The 15,751-nt window shown below is 37.8% G+C and carries 16 protein-coding genes and 1 pseudogene; 4 read left to right on the top strand and 13 right to left on the bottom strand.

Features of this window, described 5'->3' with window-relative positions; genetic code table 11:
- Positions 1 to 276 precede the first annotated feature (276 nt).
- The 10 genes from CXF64_RS20590 to CXF64_RS20545 form a co-directional block, all read right to left on the bottom strand.
- Positions 277 to 1,704, bottom strand: a complete 1,428-nt coding sequence (locus tag CXF64_RS20590) for an NAD-dependent succinate-semialdehyde dehydrogenase (protein ID WP_101217989.1) — start codon at positions 1,702 to 1,704, stop codon at positions 277 to 279.
- Between the two features lie 247 nt (positions 1,705 to 1,951).
- Positions 1,952 to 2,290, bottom strand: a complete 339-nt coding sequence (gene fdx, locus CXF64_RS20585) for an ISC system 2Fe-2S type ferredoxin (protein ID WP_007586379.1) — start codon at positions 2,288 to 2,290, stop codon at positions 1,952 to 1,954.
- Positions 2,291 to 2,301: 11 nt separating this feature from the next.
- Positions 2,302 to 4,164: a Fe-S protein assembly chaperone HscA gene (gene hscA / locus CXF64_RS20580; RefSeq protein WP_007586377.1), complete on the bottom strand. Its 1,863-nt coding sequence runs from the start codon at positions 4,162 to 4,164 to the stop codon at positions 2,302 to 2,304.
- A 41-nt stretch (positions 4,165 to 4,205) separates the two neighbouring features.
- Positions 4,206 to 4,733: a co-chaperone HscB gene (gene hscB / locus CXF64_RS20575; protein WP_007586374.1), complete on the bottom strand. Its 528-nt coding sequence runs from the start codon at positions 4,731 to 4,733 to the stop codon at positions 4,206 to 4,208.
- 82 nt (positions 4,734 to 4,815) lie between these two features.
- The gene (gene iscA, locus CXF64_RS20570; protein WP_007377674.1) at positions 4,816 to 5,139 is read right to left on the bottom strand and encodes an iron-sulfur cluster assembly protein IscA; all 324 of its coding nucleotides are present in this window, start codon (positions 5,137 to 5,139) and stop codon (positions 4,816 to 4,818) included.
- A 12-nt stretch (positions 5,140 to 5,151) separates the two neighbouring features.
- Complete coding sequence (gene iscU, locus CXF64_RS20565) at positions 5,152 to 5,535, bottom strand: Fe-S cluster assembly scaffold IscU (RefSeq protein ID WP_002958426.1); 384 nt, start codon at positions 5,533 to 5,535, stop codon at positions 5,152 to 5,154.
- Positions 5,536 to 5,576: 41 nt separating this feature from the next.
- Positions 5,577 to 6,794 (bottom strand): IscS subfamily cysteine desulfurase, encoded by a 1,218-nt coding sequence (locus CXF64_RS20560; RefSeq protein ID WP_002958425.1) that lies wholly within the window; start codon positions 6,792 to 6,794, stop codon positions 5,577 to 5,579.
- Between the two features lie 24 nt (positions 6,795 to 6,818).
- Complete coding sequence (gene iscR, locus CXF64_RS20555) at positions 6,819 to 7,310, bottom strand: Fe-S cluster assembly transcriptional regulator IscR (RefSeq protein ID WP_007586371.1); 492 nt, start codon at positions 7,308 to 7,310, stop codon at positions 6,819 to 6,821.
- Positions 7,311 to 7,546: 236 nt separating this feature from the next.
- Positions 7,547 to 8,272, bottom strand: a complete 726-nt coding sequence (trmJ, locus tag CXF64_RS20550) for a tRNA (cytosine(32)/uridine(32)-2'-O)-methyltransferase TrmJ (protein WP_024589846.1) — start codon at positions 8,270 to 8,272, stop codon at positions 7,547 to 7,549.
- Between the two features lie 590 nt (positions 8,273 to 8,862).
- Entirely contained in the window at positions 8,863 to 9,750 is an 888-nt protein-coding gene (locus CXF64_RS20545) for a LysR family transcriptional regulator (protein ID WP_010554121.1), read from the bottom strand.
- 108 nt (positions 9,751 to 9,858) lie between these two features.
- Between CXF64_RS20545 and CXF64_RS21035 the strand changes: the two genes are divergently transcribed.
- Positions 9,859 to 10,074: a DUF2798 domain-containing protein gene (locus tag CXF64_RS21035; protein ID WP_010554120.1), complete on the top strand. Its 216-nt coding sequence runs from the start codon at positions 9,859 to 9,861 to the stop codon at positions 10,072 to 10,074.
- Positions 10,075 to 10,275: 201 nt separating this feature from the next.
- On the opposite strand, the gene map is transcribed toward CXF64_RS21035, so the two are convergent.
- Together map and CXF64_RS20530 are read right to left on the bottom strand one after the other, a co-directional pair.
- A complete protein-coding gene (gene map, locus CXF64_RS20535; RefSeq protein WP_101217889.1) occupies positions 10,276 to 11,052 on the bottom strand; it encodes a type I methionyl aminopeptidase in 777 nt (258 codons plus the stop codon).
- A complete protein-coding gene (locus CXF64_RS20530; protein WP_024596935.1) occupies positions 11,045 to 11,251 on the bottom strand; it encodes a ParD-like family protein in 207 nt (68 codons plus the stop codon). Before CXF64_RS20530 ends, map begins: the two co-directional genes overlap by 8 nt.
- Positions 11,252 to 11,455: 204 nt before the next feature.
- On the opposite strand from CXF64_RS20530, the gene CXF64_RS20525 reads away from it, so the two are divergent.
- From CXF64_RS20525 to CXF64_RS21030, 3 genes and pseudogenes are all read left to right on the top strand, one after another.
- Positions 11,456 to 13,975, top strand: coding sequence for a putative bifunctional diguanylate cyclase/phosphodiesterase (locus CXF64_RS20525; protein ID WP_232783817.1), 2,520 nt, complete (start codon positions 11,456 to 11,458; stop codon positions 13,973 to 13,975).
- A gap of 46 nt (positions 13,976 to 14,021) precedes the next feature.
- The gene (locus CXF64_RS20520; protein WP_101217888.1) at positions 14,022 to 14,573 is read left to right on the top strand and encodes a GNAT family N-acetyltransferase; all 552 of its coding nucleotides are present in this window, start codon (positions 14,022 to 14,024) and stop codon (positions 14,571 to 14,573) included.
- 33 nt (positions 14,574 to 14,606) lie between these two features.
- Positions 14,607 to 14,729 (top strand): annotated as a pseudogene (locus CXF64_RS21030) (IS3 family transposase); the annotation flags it as partial.
- 369 nt (positions 14,730 to 15,098) lie between these two features.
- Here CXF64_RS21030 and CXF64_RS20515 read toward each other — a convergent pair.
- A complete protein-coding gene (locus CXF64_RS20515; protein WP_101217887.1) occupies positions 15,099 to 15,563 on the bottom strand; it encodes a hypothetical protein in 465 nt (154 codons plus the stop codon).
- Between the last annotated feature and the right edge of the window lie 188 nt (positions 15,564 to 15,751).

Genomic DNA, 15,751 nt, shown 5'->3' with positions numbered 1-15,751 from the left:
ATGCCTTTATTCAAAATACGCTTATTACAGCCTATACCTATCCAAACAAAAAAATGCCACCTTACGGTGGCATTTACACACGGGGTTATTTCTACTTATAGAAATCCTTTTACTTTTTATTTGTTTTTTTATGTTGTTTTATTAACAAAAAATATGTTCCCAAAGGTAGCATTTAGCGCTTTGGGTAGCAACAGTAAAAGGTAAAGTTCATATATCTGCCATATTAACGTCATAAAAAAGCGCGAAGTAAATTCGCGCTCGTATACTTAACTGCCGTTATATTTTAATACACACGTATTTTTCTTCTAGGTACTCATCCAGCCCTTGATGCCCACCTTCTCGGCCCAAACCAGATTGTTTAACGCCACCGAAAGGCGCTACTGGGTTTGATATAACACCTTCATTTACACCTACCATACCAAATTCAAGCCCTTCACTAATTCGGTAAATTTGCTTAATATTTTGGCTATAAAAATAGGCTGCTAGACCAAATGGTACATCGTTAGCAAGTGCAAGCACTTCACTTTCTTCATCAAAAGGAATAACCGTTAATACTGGACCAAATACTTCTTCGTGGTAAATATCCATGTCAGTAGTTACGTTGTTTACTATTAATGGGTTTTGAAAGCTGCCACCTAAGTCACTATTATCGCCAATCAACGTAGCACCTTTATCGAGTGCGTCTTGTACTAACTGTTGTACTTTCTCTTTGGCTTTAGGGTAAATAAGCGGACCAATATCAACATCGTCTTCAAAACCATTTGCCACTTTTAATGCTGCAACCTTAGGCGTGATTTTTGACAGTACTTTGTCGAGAATATTACGCTGTATAAAGATACGGTTTGCAGCAACACATGCCTGCCCACTATTTCTAAATTTAGCCGCCATTAGCCCTTCTACAGCTTCATCTAAATCTGCATTATCAAAAATGATAAAAGGCGCATTGCCGCCAAGCTCCATCGAGGTGCGTTTAATTGTGTCTGCACATTGAGATAGCAACTGCTTACCTACACCGGTAGAGCCGGTAAATGTAAACTTACGCACGATTTCTGAGTCAGTCAGCATTTTACCTACTGTTTTGGCATCTTGTGAAACCAGTACATTAAATGCACCTTTAACAAAACCAGCTTGATCGGCCAAATAAGCAAGTGCGATAGCACATAGTGGCGTATGTTCAGAAGGTTTAAGTATAAAGCTACAGCCCGCAGCGTAAGCTGGAGCTACTTTACGAGTAACCATAGCAACAGGGAAGTTCCATGGCGTAATACCAGCAACAACACCTACAGGCTGCTTAAAGCTAGTTAAACGATGCGAGTTATCTGTTGGCGGAATTACATCTCCGTAACTACGTTTGGCTTCTTCTGCAAACCATTTGATAAAACCTGCACCGTAGTTAATTTCGCCAAGGGATTCTTTGAGCGGCTTGCCTTGCTCTTTGGTCATTAACTCTGCAAGTGTTTGTTTGTGTTTTATAACTAGCTCATACCAGCGCATTAACGTTTCGCTTCGCTCGGTCGCATTCGTAGTTTTTAACTTAACAAAAGCCCCTTGAGCTGCAGTTATTGCGCTATTTACACCCTGCTCGTCAATATCGCTTACATCAACAATACTTTTTTCGGTCGCGGGATCGTTAACGCTAAAGCGCGTATCAGTTTTATAAAACTCGCCGTTAATAAATGAGTCAGAAAAAATAAGATTACTCAAAATACACCTCCGAAATAGATTTTAGGGATTGGGTTGAACTCGTAGCAGCGGGTTTACCCCGCGTTTATATAATCTGAAAAATACGTGATCATTTTGATGTTCAAGTTTGAGATTAGAAAAATTTAACTTAAAACGTTTGAGATTTAAAACGCGACATAAAGTCGCTGCTACGTGTTTATAAATGCTTTCTTGAAACAAAAAAGCCGCTGTATCAAACAGCGGCTTTTAATATATACATCGTTAAAAACTAGTGCTCTTCATTAACGATATTGAGATTGTACTTAGGTATTTCAACCACTAAGTCCTCATCTCTTATAATTGCTTGGCAACCAAGGCGTGACTCTGGCTCTAAGCCCCATGCTTTATCTAGCATGTCATCTTCTAGCTCATCACTCTCTTGTAGTGAATCAAATCCTTCACGAATCACTAAATGACACGTAGTACATGCACACGACTTTTCACAAGCATGCGCAATGCTAATACCATTTTTAAGTGCAGCGTCGAGTACCGTTTGGCCTGTAGGAGCTTCAATTGCAGCGCCGTCAGGACATAATTCAGGATGTGGAAGAAAAACAATTTGTGGCATTCTAATCTCTCTTAAATGTTGTCTACTGACTGCCCTGTAAGGGCCTTTTTAATTGATGCATCCATTCTACGCGATGCAAAGTCGCTACTCGCATTATCGACTTTTTCGATAGCTGCTTTTATTTCGCCAGGCTCTTGTGCATTTTCGCGCACTTTTACCAGTTCTGCAATTTCAGCGCGTAAGTTAGCAAGTTGCATATCGTCAAGTAATGCAGCATCGGCTGCAAGTGATGCATTAAGCGCTTCTATTACGCGTAACGCTTCTACTTGTTGCTCTTTAAGCATACGTGCTTGCATGTCGCCTTTAGCGTTGCTCATTGACTCTTTTAGCATGTTAGCTACTTGGTCGTCAGATAAACCAAACGAAGGCTTAACTTGAATTTCAGCTTGTACACCTGTTGATTTTTCCATAGCTGAAACACTTAATAGGCCATCAGCATCAACTTTAAAGGTTACACGAATATGCGCAGCGCCTGCCGCCATTGGTGGAATACCTTTTAAGCTAAACTTAGCAAGCGAACGACAATCATCAACAAGCTCACGCTCGCCTTGCAGCACATGTAATGACATAGCTGTTTGGCCGTCTTTAAACGTTGTAAATTCTTGCGCGCGTGCTACCGGAATCGTCGTATTGCGCGGAATGATTTTTTCAACCAAACCACCCATAGTTTCAAGACCTAACGATAACGGTAATACATCAAGCAATAACATGTCAGAATCGGGCTTATTGCCAATTAACACGTCAGCTTGAAGCGCAGCACCTAAAGCGACAACACGATCAGGGTCGATTGAAGTTAGCGGCTCTTTATCAAAAAAGCTTTGTACTTGGCTACGTACCAGTGGCATACGGGTTGAACCGCCTACCATAATAACTTGCAGTACTTCGTCGTTTTCTATGCCAGCATCTTTTACAGCACGACGACACGAACGCAGTGTTTTTTTAACGAGAGGCATAGCCATTTCATCAAACGTTTCGCGTGTTACTTCTACTGTGTATTTTTGATCGTCAAACTCAAGACCCACGTTTACTTTAGCGTATTGGCTTAATGCTTCTTTACACGCTTTTGCTTTATTGATGAATAAACGTAAAACTGAAGGTGACAACGCTGACACACCAGTTTGCTGCTTAAAGTAATCAACAAGTAGTGAGTCAAAGTCATCGCCGCCGAGGCTTGAGTCGCCACCGGTTGCCATTACTTCAAACACACCTTGGTGTAATCTAAGTACTGATATATCAAATGTACCACCGCCTAAGTCGTAAACAGCAATAATACCTTCTTGGCCAGAATCTAAACCATAAGCAACGGCGGCTGCTGTTGGCTCATTTAATAAACGTAGTACGTTAATACCAGCCAGTTCTGCCGCATCTTTAGTACTTTGGCGTTGTGCGTCATCAAAGTACGCTGGTACTGTGATTACAGCCCCTAAAATTTCTTGGTTGCCAAAACTTTGCTCAGCTCGTGCTTTTAATGCAGCTAAAATATGGCTTGATGCTTTAATTGGACTGATTTTACCTGCCGCAGTTTCTATTGCTAGCGCACCATTGTGCTCACAGAACTCATACGGTAGTTGCCCATAACTTTTCTCTATTTCAGCCTGAGTTTTACCTAAAAAACGCTTAACCGAAATAAGTGTATTAGCAGGGTCTTGCGTTGCTGCTTGTGCAGCCTCTGCGCCAACAGTAATACCGCCTGCTTGATAACGAACAACCGACGGTAACATAGCCGCGCCAAGATCATCAGTTAACGTGCGGGCTTCGCCACTTTGTACTGTTGCAACTAATGAGTTAGTTGTACCAAGATCAATACCAATAGCTAGTTTATGTTCGTGTGGTGCCGCGCTCTGCCCCGGCTCAGCAATTTGCAATAATGCCATAATGCTCTTTAAACTCGTGTTGCTCGCTTTGCAGCAAGTAATTAATCGTCAAATAAACTGTCTTCAATACGCTCTAGTTCGTCACGTAACTTATAAACAAACTTCAGTTTACGAATATTATCTGCGGCAAGTTGATATTGCTGCTCATCGTTACTTGCGAGTTGCTCGGCAAGTTGTGCACTGTACTGCGTGTTTAATTGCTTAATTTGTTTTTCAAAATTTGCAATCGCAGTATCAGGATCGCGCGACGATGTTAGCTCTTCAAGCTCTTCGCGAAGTTCCATTTGCTGCATTAAAAACATTGGATCTTGCAAGGTTTGCTGCTCTGCACGAATATCAACGCCTAGCTCGCTCAGCATATATTCAGCACGCTTTACTGGGTGCTTTAATGTTTGTAGCGCATCGTTAATTTCGGCGGCGCTTTGCACTGCCATTAACTTATCGCGGCTACTCGCATTCGCGTGGCGATCTGGATGTACAGTACGCTGTAATTCCAAGTAGTGCTTGTTAACCGTTGCTAAATCAATATTGTAATCAACGGGGACTGCAAATAATTCAAAGTAACGCATAACTTCAACCAATAATATTCAGAAATAACAAAGCCCTACATTAACTGGCAGGGCTTATTTATACTACAAAGATATTTTAAGCTTAAACGGTAAAGCTTTCGCCACAACCACACTCATCTGCTTGATTAGGGTTTCTAAATTTAAACCCTTCATTTAAGCCTTCTTTAGTGTAGTCGAGCTCTGTGCCATCGATGTAAACTAAGCTTTTAGCGTCAACAATTAATGTTACACCTTTAGCCGCAAAAGTTTCATCGTCTTCGTTTAAATCGTCAACAAACTCAAGTACATAAGCAAGACCTGAACAGCCCGTCGTTTTAATGCCAACGCGCAGGCCTAAACCTTTACCGCGGTTTGCTAAAAATGATTGTACGCGGTTTGCTGCCGCATCTGTCAATGTCACTGCCATGAGTTTCTCTTCTTACTTCGCTTGTTTGCTTTTGTAGTCTGCAATTGCTGCTTGAATTGCGTCTTCGGCTAAAATTGAACAGTGAATTTTCACTGGTGGTAATTCAAGCTCTGCACTGATATCAGTGTTTTTAATTGTCGCTGCTTCGTCTAGCGTTTTGCCTTTAACCCACTCTGTTACAAGTGAAGATGAAGCAATTGCGCTACCACAACCGTAGGTTTTGAATTTTGCATCTTCAATAACGCCAGTGGCAGATACTTTGATTTGCAATTTCATTACGTCACCACATGCTGGTGCGCCTACCATACCCGTTGCCACTGACGGATCATTCTTATCTAGAGTACCTACGTTACGTGGGTTTTCTACGTGGTCGATTACTTTATCACTATAAGCCATTATTCTATCCTCATTACCTGCTAGGGTATGTGCTCACACTATTAGTGGTGAGCCCATTCAACTGAATCTAAATCAATACCTTCTTGATGCATCTCCCAAAGTGGAGACATCTCACGTAGGCGACCGATAGAGTTTTTCATTAATTCGACGGTGTAATCAATCTCTTCTTCGGTAGTAAAGCGACCAATACTAAAACGAATTGAGCTATGTGCTAATTCGTCGTTACGGCCAAGTGCACGTAATACATAAGAAGGCTCTAAGCTTGCAGATGTACAGGCTGAACCTGACGATACTGCAATGTCTTTTACTGCCATAAGTAACGACTCACCTTCAACAAAGTTAAAGCTGATGTTTACAATGCCAGGTACTGATTGGTCTTGCGTGCCGTTAAAGTATACTTCGTCCATATCAGCCATAATGCCGTCGATTAAACGATTACGTAAGGCGCTGATGTGTGCGTGATCTTTTTCGAAATCTTGCTTAGCAATTTTAAACGCTGTGCCCATACCCACTAATTGGTGAGTTGCTAGTGTACCAGAGCGCATACCGCGTTCATGTCCGCCACCGTGCATTTGCGCTTCAAGGCGAGCACGTGGTTTACGACGAACGTAAAGTGCACCAACACCTTTAGGGCCATACACTTTATGTGCAGAGAACGACATAAAATCAACTTTAAGCTGTTGCACGTCAATTAATACTTTACCCGCGCTTTGCGCTGCATCTACGTGGAACATAATTTTACGTTCGCGACACATTTCGCCAATAGTCGCGATATCTTGAATTACACCTAGCTCGTTATTAACGTGCATGATGCTTACAAGTACTGTGTCGTCACGCATTGTGTCGGCAAGTTTTTGTAAATCAAGTAGGCCGTTTTCTTCAACGTCCATGTAAGTTACTTCAAAACCTTGGCGCTCAAGCTCACGACATGTGTCGATTACAGCTTTATGCTCAGTTTTAGCGGTAATAACGTGCTTACCTTTTTTCTTGTAAAACTGTGCTGCACCTTTAATAGCAAGGTTATTTGATTCTGTTGCACCCGATGTGAAAACAATTTCACGTGGGTCTGCATTAATTAAATCAGCAATATCTGTACGTGCTTGGTCAACAGCTTCTTCTGCTTGCCAACCAAAACGGTGTGAGCGTGACGCAGGATTACCAAACTTACCGTCCATTGTCAGGCATTGCATCATTTCTTTAGCAACACGTTCGTCAACAGGCGTGGTCGCTGCGTAATCTAAATAAATCGGTAACTTCATTTCTCTCTCCGCTGCAGGTCAACCTTAAAGTTGACAGCTTACTTGAATGTTTTCCAACTGCTTAATTGCATTATTAATACTGTTATCTTGGCGCGATGCTATTTCTTTCACATCTGATTTTTCCACCAATTCAGCAAGGGTAATATTATTCAAAAATTCTTCTATGCGTGCGCTTAGGTCTGACCACAAATTATGTGTTAAACAACGCATACCACTCTGACAGCCGGTATCGGCACCTTGGCAACGTGTTGCATCGACCGATTCGTCTACGGCGCTAATAATATCGCCAACAGAGATAACGCTCGCTTCACGCCCTAGTAAATAACCACCACCAGGTCCACGAACAGAACTTACTAGGCCATTTTTACGTAAACGAGCAAATAATTGTTCAAGGTAAGACAAAGAAATTTCTTGTCTTTGTGAAATATCAGCAAGGGCTACAGGACCTACACCTGTGTGTAGTGCAACATCCAGCATAGCTGTAACGGCATATCTGCCTTTTGATGTTAACTTCATAACGCCCCCTGCACAAAAGAGTGCAAATTTTAATTACCAGAGTAAATTAGTCAAGTATCATCACTTGATAAAAATTTGATTTAGAAACTCTTACTTTTAAATTGTAGAGTTAACAAATTTTCAATACTTGACCTCTTTGGTCAAGTATTACAGCCATTGTAATTACCTGAGTAATTTAGTCAAGTATTAGCGCGTTAATTAGTCTAGGTCTTTTATAACTAATAGCTATACCTAAGTTACTTAGGGATAGCCTTATTAATTGAGGTGAGAATACCGCGTAAAATATTCATTTCAGCATCTTCAGGGTGAGCTCGGTTAAACAAACGGCGCAATTTAGTCATAACTAAACCAGGGTGTTGCTTGATGATAAAGCCTGTTTTAAACAACGTGTCTTCAAGGTGATCATAAAACAGCTCAGTTTGCTTTGAGCTTGGGTAAACTGCATCGTCTTCTTCAACCTTTTTAGGTTGTTGATTTAAAAATGCCATGCGAGTTTCGTAGCTAAGTGTTTGTACGGCCATAGCTAAATTAAGCGAGCTGTACTCTGGATTAGCAGGAATACATACATGGTAATTACAAAGCTGTAATTCTTCATTAGTTAAACCACTGTTTTCACGACCAAATACTAGCGCTACAGGACCATTTACGGCTTCAGCAACGAGCTTTTCACCACATTCACGTGGTTCAACCATTGGCCACGAAAGCGTACGAGAACGCGCACTTGTGCCAATCGTTAATGTACAGTCAGCGATAGCTTCTTCAACGGTACCTACAATAACTGCATTGCCTAAAACATCAGTTGCGCCTGCAGCTAATGCACTTGCTTGGCTGTCTATTTCGCAAGCAGGATCAACTAAATAAAGTTTTGATAAACCCATGGTTTTCATGGCGCGAGCCGCCGAACCAATATTGCCGGAATGTGACGTGTTAACTAAAACAATGCGAATATCATCTAAGATCATTACTGTGCTACTTTGCTATGCCAAAAAATTGCGCAAATTCTAACATGAAAATGTAATAAGATCCTAGATTCAAAAGGCTAGATCCTATGATCAAACCCAATATAACGATTCTTACATGGATAAGTTGTCGCTGCATGCAAAGCATGACAAGCACTGGATAAATATATCAATCACTTATAGATAACCTGCCACCATTCACTGACATAAAATACAACCATACAATGACATATTAATTTAAAGTTACTCTTTAGTTTGTCGTTGACAAATAGGCATTGTCAGTACGCAAATAAAGTAATCGGTAGAATTTCAGTATTTACGATTTAAGGGCTAAATTTCTACCTATTCTAATGTCTGATTTTTCGCTCTAAGCAGAACTAAGCCATCACTAATATAGAAAAAGATTAAAAATTTAAGAGCCTGTTAGCTTCTACTTGACCATAGAAAACTAAAGAGCACTGTTAGAGTTGACAATACCTTAGAAGTATCAGAACAGAACGATGCTTAAATCTGCACCTATGCCAGACCCGATTTCAGAGTCTGATATAGATGAAGATAGCGCACAGGGACAAAATGGAAGTGCAACCTCAATGCTAAAAATTCACATTAAACCATTTTTGTTTTTCCAGAAATGCAATTAACTCATCTCGAAATTTTATTGCTCGTTTTGATAACGCTCTTTTTTTTGGCCACAGAAGTGATATTTCGCGTGGTTCGCCACTCCATAAGGGCAATACCCGCTCTACTTCACCATTTTCAATTTCATTGTAAACCATACTCATCGGCAGAAGAGCTATTCCTGATCCAGCCTTGACCAAGTTTAAAGTAATGCTCATATCGTTACTTATATGATTATGCTTTTTGGGGTAAATATACTTTTCTTCGTCATTTGTTAAAGCCCAGTCTTTGAATAAATTAGCAGCAATACTCGGACAGGATTTTAATTGAGATACCGTTTTAGGTAGAAGTTTTTTATAACTTGGCGATATCACTAATACAGAACTAATCGAGCCGATTTTTTTTTGTACTAGAGATGAATTTTCTTGAGGGCCTGAGCGAATAGCAATATCAATCTGGTTAGAGATTACATCGTCATCTGGGTCACCTAATGTAATATTGAGCAAAATATCAGGGTTATTAACTGTGAAATTTCGCCAGAACTCATTAAGGGGCCCGCTACCGATATTTGTAGGAACCATTACCTTAAGTTCACCACTCAAACTATTGAGGGCATTATCTAAATTTAAAAGTCGTATATCCAGCTCATGTATAAAGCTGGCGGTTTCCTCATAATAAACTTGCCCCGCATTAGTAAGAGTTAGTCCTTTATTAGAACGATGACATAACTCGCACCCTAGTTTTTTCTCTAGCTCGTGTAAACGCCTTGAAACCGTGGCAATAGTCATCCCAAGGCTCTCTGCTCCACGCGTTAAACTTTTCAACTCGGCAACAGTTATAAAAATTTTAAGGTTATCAAGCATTGTCTTTACAAATATGTAAATGGGATTATTAATTCTACGTATATACTACAGATATGTAAGCCCATAAACTATATTCCATCACTTAAAATGAATATAGGAGAAATTTAGATGAAGCATCGCTTTATTTTCGCAATATTAATGTCTTTTGTACTTACTTTTTTTATGTCAGCTTGGGTTACTTATATCAACATGGGTTTGATAAATAGCTTTATCAACTATTGGATGTCCGCGTGGTTTCTAGCGTGGCCAGCTGCTGGAGTTATATCATTTGTCTCAGCACCTAGAATTCATAGGTTAGCTCATGAAATATCAGATAAATTTTAAAACGGCTAAAACCTTTGATAGTTATCCGATAGAATAATTCTTTCATCGGATAACTATTCTATAAACTGTAACACGTGAATTGCTATGATTTACTAAAACCTCAATGGCCGATTTAGTCAGAGTGTTAAATCGAATGATTAAACTCACAGCTCAAAGCTGAGCTTCGGCAAATTGCTATGAGCGGACTATGATAATATTTCGCTAAGAGACTTTCTCATCGTGTCGAAGTGTTAATACTTCAAATCCTGTTTCTGTCACTAAAATGGTATGCTCCCATTGGGCAGAAAGTTTTTTATCTTTTGTCACGACTGTCCATCCATCTTTTTTAGTTTTTACCTTCTTGGAACCTTGGTTGATCATAGGCTCTATAGTAAATGTCATACCCGCTTCAAGTACTAATCCTGTATGCGCTTTACCATAGTGCAAAACTTGCGGCTCTTCATGCATTTCTTTACCAATACCATGACCGCAATATTCACGTACTACACTATAACCAGAAGATTCAGCGTGCTTTTGAATAGCATAGCCAATATCACCAAGCGTTGCTTTTGGCTTTACCACCTTAATACCTTCCCACATAGCATCATAAGTCGTTTTAACCAATCGTTTGGCTTCTGAGCTTGTCGCTGCAAAAGTATACATTTTACTTGAATCACTGATATAACCATTTTTCTCTAAGGTAATATCAATATTTAAAATATCTTTGCTTTTTAACTTATAAACATGATTGGGTACACCATGACACACTACGTCATTAACTGATGAGTTCAATGAATACCGATAGCCATATTGCCCTTTACTAGCAGGACGAGCATGTAACACATTGGTAATATAGCTTTCTACTTTAGTGTCTATATCTAACGTAGTTATGCCTTCGCAAATAAAATCATCAAGCATTTTAAATACTTGAGCTAAAAGCTTTCCTGACTCTCTCATGAGCTCAATTTCTGCATCCGTTTTTACTATTGCTTTATTCATGCAAAAGATCCTGAATAGTAAGCTTTTCTTTTATGAGTTGTTTTTTAATTATTTCATGGTAGGTAAGTGTCGGATTTAACTCAGCAAGCATGCCTATTTTAATCCAAAACTCTGCTTGTGAATTGATAGATCTGGACATGATATTACTCGATTTTCTAATTTCTTCATGCAGCCCATCTGATATTTTCACTATTCCCATTATATATACCGTATATGATTTATGCATGTATCGTATATAATGAAAACATGGATGTCAACTTGGAGGTCTTACAATCAAAAGTGTATTTCTCGGCCACTTCACAAGAAAAATGATTAATAAGCAATACTTTATGCTTGCATTGAATTATATAAGTAATCCTTTTAAACTGCATTGGGGCAGCTGATAAATTTAATGGGTTATGATATGAGATTGAATGTGACAAGAAGTGCGACTAGTATTTTATATAGCGCTATTTTGTATTTTCACTGTATTATTTTTGCACTAGGAATGGTTGAATCTACTTTTTCTGGGTATGAATTAATGAAGGTGATAAGCCCCACGACGGCAATAATTTCACTGTTAATTGCAGGCGTTTTAGCAACCATAAAAAAAGTAAGTCTATATACAAAGAAGTATTGCATCGCAATAGCTACAGTTGCTGCATTGTGTTTTCTATTTATTCAGTTTTCTTTTTTATTTCATATGCAGGTTAATTTCGATCTGGGAAGCCTTGATAACAACCCATTTACTTTATCATTGTACGCCATTTTTATGTTTACTTGTTTTTCAGCAATTACTATCAAAGCTTTTCATAAAAATATAAAAATAAATGAAATGAAAAAAATAAAATTAGTCGTATTTATAGTTGTATTAATCGGTTCAACTGTGTGGCATCAGTCATCTTTGAATCTAGTCAGAACCCAAGATGCTAATGCAAGAGAAAAAATACACTTATTAGAAACAATGATAAACCGCTCTTTGGCTTCACAGAAAAAAGCTCTAGCTAGAATAAAGACTAGAGTAGAAAAAGTTAGTTTTGAAGATTTTATGCGTCTAATTAATATAGACTCAAAAAATTACATTAGTGATTATAATATAATCAAAGGTGTTTTAGTTCTTGATAATGAATTAAATTATATTTCAGGCGATAATTTTTCTAGCAGTTTTTACTTAAATGGAATGCTAGAAAAACCTACAATAAAATTATGGCTTAAAAGAGATAAAGAGGAAGTCCAATTTGCAGCTAACTCATTAACTCTAGACTCCGATATACCAATTTTAATGTTTTTAGCCCCTGTTAAACTTGCGAATCAAAGTCGTTTTTATATATTAAATTTACTAGATATGAACTTATTATTAGAGAAAAGTTATTTAAAATATCTTAGTCGGTATGATACATATTTAGAATTAACTCCAAATGTATACTTTTCAGTAGACTATAAAAATAAAACTCAGTCTGATTTAAACAAGCTAACTAGCCGTTATAACCATTTTATCACTGAAAAAATAAATGTGATGGGTTTAGTTGAACATAATGTCTATACCTTTATCAATGACTATGAAGCAATACACATTGATACCATAATTGATCAATTAATATTATGGTTTACGTTTCTATTTATATTTATTTTTGTACTGGTAGCTGATTCATCAAGAGCCTTAGAGTTTAGTACAAAGCATGATGAATTAACTGGTTTACTGAGATTGAAAGCTTTGGAAGAAGAGTTTCTGCAGCTTAGCTCGGTTAGAGGATATAGTAATTTTGCAACTGTAATAGTTAAACTAGATTTTTATGAAGAGATACATAACTCTCTAGGTTATGAAATCAGTGATAAAATTCTGAAAAAAGCTTCTGAAAGAATAAGTATAAATGTTGACAACCGAGTATTAATTTCTAAGGGAATTAACGATAGCTTTGTTTTATATTTTACAGATACTACACCAGCTATCCTTGAGCAAAAAATTGAGGCTCTAATACTCGATTTATCTAAAGCGTACTGTATAGACACATTTGACTTCAATCTTACTGCAAGTGCTGGAGTGGTATTTTATCAAACCCCCGAATTATTTAATTTTAAGCTTAACCTTCAGCAAGCAAATATAGCCCTTGAAAAATCTACAGAGCTTGGAGGGAATCAAATACACTTTTATCAACAAATAATGGATGATAAACACAGCGAAAAAATTATTATCCGAAATAATTTACACACGGCTCTAAAAAACAACGAATTAGAAGTGTTCTACCAACCTATACATAACTTGAATGGGAACCAAATTGTAGGTGTTGAAGCGCTAGTTAGGTGGTGTTGTAACGGTGAATGGATCTCTCCGGCAAAATTTATCCCTGTAGCAGAAACTACGGGTCAAATAGTTCAAGTAGGTAAACAAGTTTTAAATCAAGTCCTTCACGATATAAAAAAACATTCGCAACTGCAAAATATAACCGTAGCAGTTAATTTTTCAACCAAGCAGATTATTAAAGACAATTTTTCTATCGACTTACTCCATTTACTTACTCAAAATAACATCACATATAAAAATTTCACTGTTGAAGTCACTGAGTCCTCCTTTCAAGAAAAGACATCTATAGAGAAAACATTACTTGAATTAATTAATTCAGGTTTGAATGTTGCTATAGACGATTTTGGGACTGGTTTTTCAAGTTTGTCATATCTTGCTAATCAGCCCGCGAACATTATTAAAATTGATCGAGAGTTTACTCTTGGAGCGGATAAAGATACGAAAGAACGAAAGCTTTTAGATACCATTATCAAAGTTTGTTATGACTTAGGCAAAAAAGTGGTAGTAGAGGGGGTAGAAGATGAAAAGCTAATTACACACTTATCTAGATATAAAGGTATTAGGATTCAAGGATACTTTTTCTCAAAGCCACTTCCAATTGACCACCTTATTGAATATATTAGAGTAGCACAATACAAATAATATTATTTAGTCGTAAATCAAAAGCTTATTAAGTAAGGAAGTTGCTATGTCTTTAACAGTTAAGTCTTATCGTATAGGGAGTGCGTTAAGCCAAAGCGAAGTAGAATGTATGGCTTTTTACGCAGTCGCAGCTATGAGCCCTCACGATGTGTATGGCCCTATGCAACAAAATTTTTTTGCGGAGATGATCGAAAGTTATAAAGTGGGCAAAGGTGAGTTATATATCCTTTCCACCGCTGAAAAGCATTTAAGCTTCGCGTTTTTATTAGATAAATATGATGAGTCCGGTGTTTATCATATCCATTTACTTTCGACTTTCAAAGCTTGTCGCAAAAAAGGCTACGGGAGCTTTCTATTGGATCATATTATAAAGAAATATCCACAACAGGGTATTACCTTAGAAACGCTACCTGAAAGCATAGACTTTTTTAAGAGGAACAGCTTCAAAATAAAGACTGAAAACCTCCCTCATAGCTTTGTCGAAATGGAACTTAACGCTTCCAAAAAAGAAGGTTTTTCAATTGTTAAGCTGTCTCCGACCGTATACGACAAATATAGAGGAATTTTTAACGATACCGCAAAGCGGCTAGGCTACTGAGAAACCCTCAAGCTGTAATGGTCAATATATAGCGTTAGTAATTATATCACCGGATATTACAACAACGTTAGACAGCATTATTATAATGCCGGTTTAGCGCCAAATGAATCTGAGATTAGATACAAAGATTCTAAAACTGTGGCCAAATTTTATTGACCACTACACATCAAACATATGAACAAACACCTACCCAAAAGCGAACACATCAATACCACTGAAATTTAGTCACTCGTAAAAAACTACCGCAAGTGTGGTAAATTTATTTTGACTGTTGTGGTAACTCAGTGGTGTTGTGATGGTAGGTTTTAACGGAATATACATTTGTATATTCCGCACCTTTTTTACCAGCTTTCCGATAAAATTTTACCTGCTCTGCGAAATAGTTTTACCATCTTTGCGGAACAAATTTACCACTTGAGACAAGCAGACATAAAACAAAACCAGCTTTCGCTGGCTTTGGGTTGAGAGCAAATATTCTGCTAGGTTGAATCCTAGCCCCGACTAGCGAGGCTTTGGATTCAATGACTATTTTTTTGTGTAACAAGCAATTTTTTCGTCCGAAACGGAGTTCTGTGAAACCCAAGTTTCGCTTGATAATTTTAGTGTCTTATACTTGGCTTCTGAGTTTTGATTAAGTATATCTTTTAGATTTTCAAGAGAATCTGGAGTTAGCATGCCTAAATCATCGGATTCAATTTGGATATTGACATTTCTTACTTCTTTATATTCGAGTATTCCATCGTCATAACTGTAGTCGCCATCTAAAAAAGCACTAAGCTCTGATTTTTTCCCGCCAATTTCAACAAATTTTATATTTGTGGAAAGGCTATATCTCCCATCTTTTTTAAAGTTAATTTTATCTTCAATAATATTCTCTAGCTCCCCAACACTATACTTACTAGAGCAATACCATGTTTTTTCAACCAAAGATTCGGAGAAAGCCTTTTGACTCATCATTATTAGTAAGATGTAAACGGATAATCGAAGCATTATTTCTTTCTCCTAAGGTTTATGAAAATTTTATAAACACTGGCAACTATTAGCGCTGTATACACAGCCAAGATAAAATAATACATATTGGGTGATGATACTAAACAATATTCCTCACCTCCCTTTGGATTAACACAACCAGATTTAATACCAATACCTATCAAATATATGAAATACAAAAAACAGAC

The organism is Pseudoalteromonas sp. GutCa3 (assembly GCF_002836155.1).
In the GTDB taxonomy this organism is placed as follows: domain Bacteria; phylum Pseudomonadota; class Gammaproteobacteria; order Enterobacterales; family Alteromonadaceae; genus Pseudoalteromonas; species Pseudoalteromonas arctica.
The sequence above is the reverse complement of the archived record's forward strand: the minus strand, read 5'-3'. Positions and strand labels throughout refer to the sequence as shown.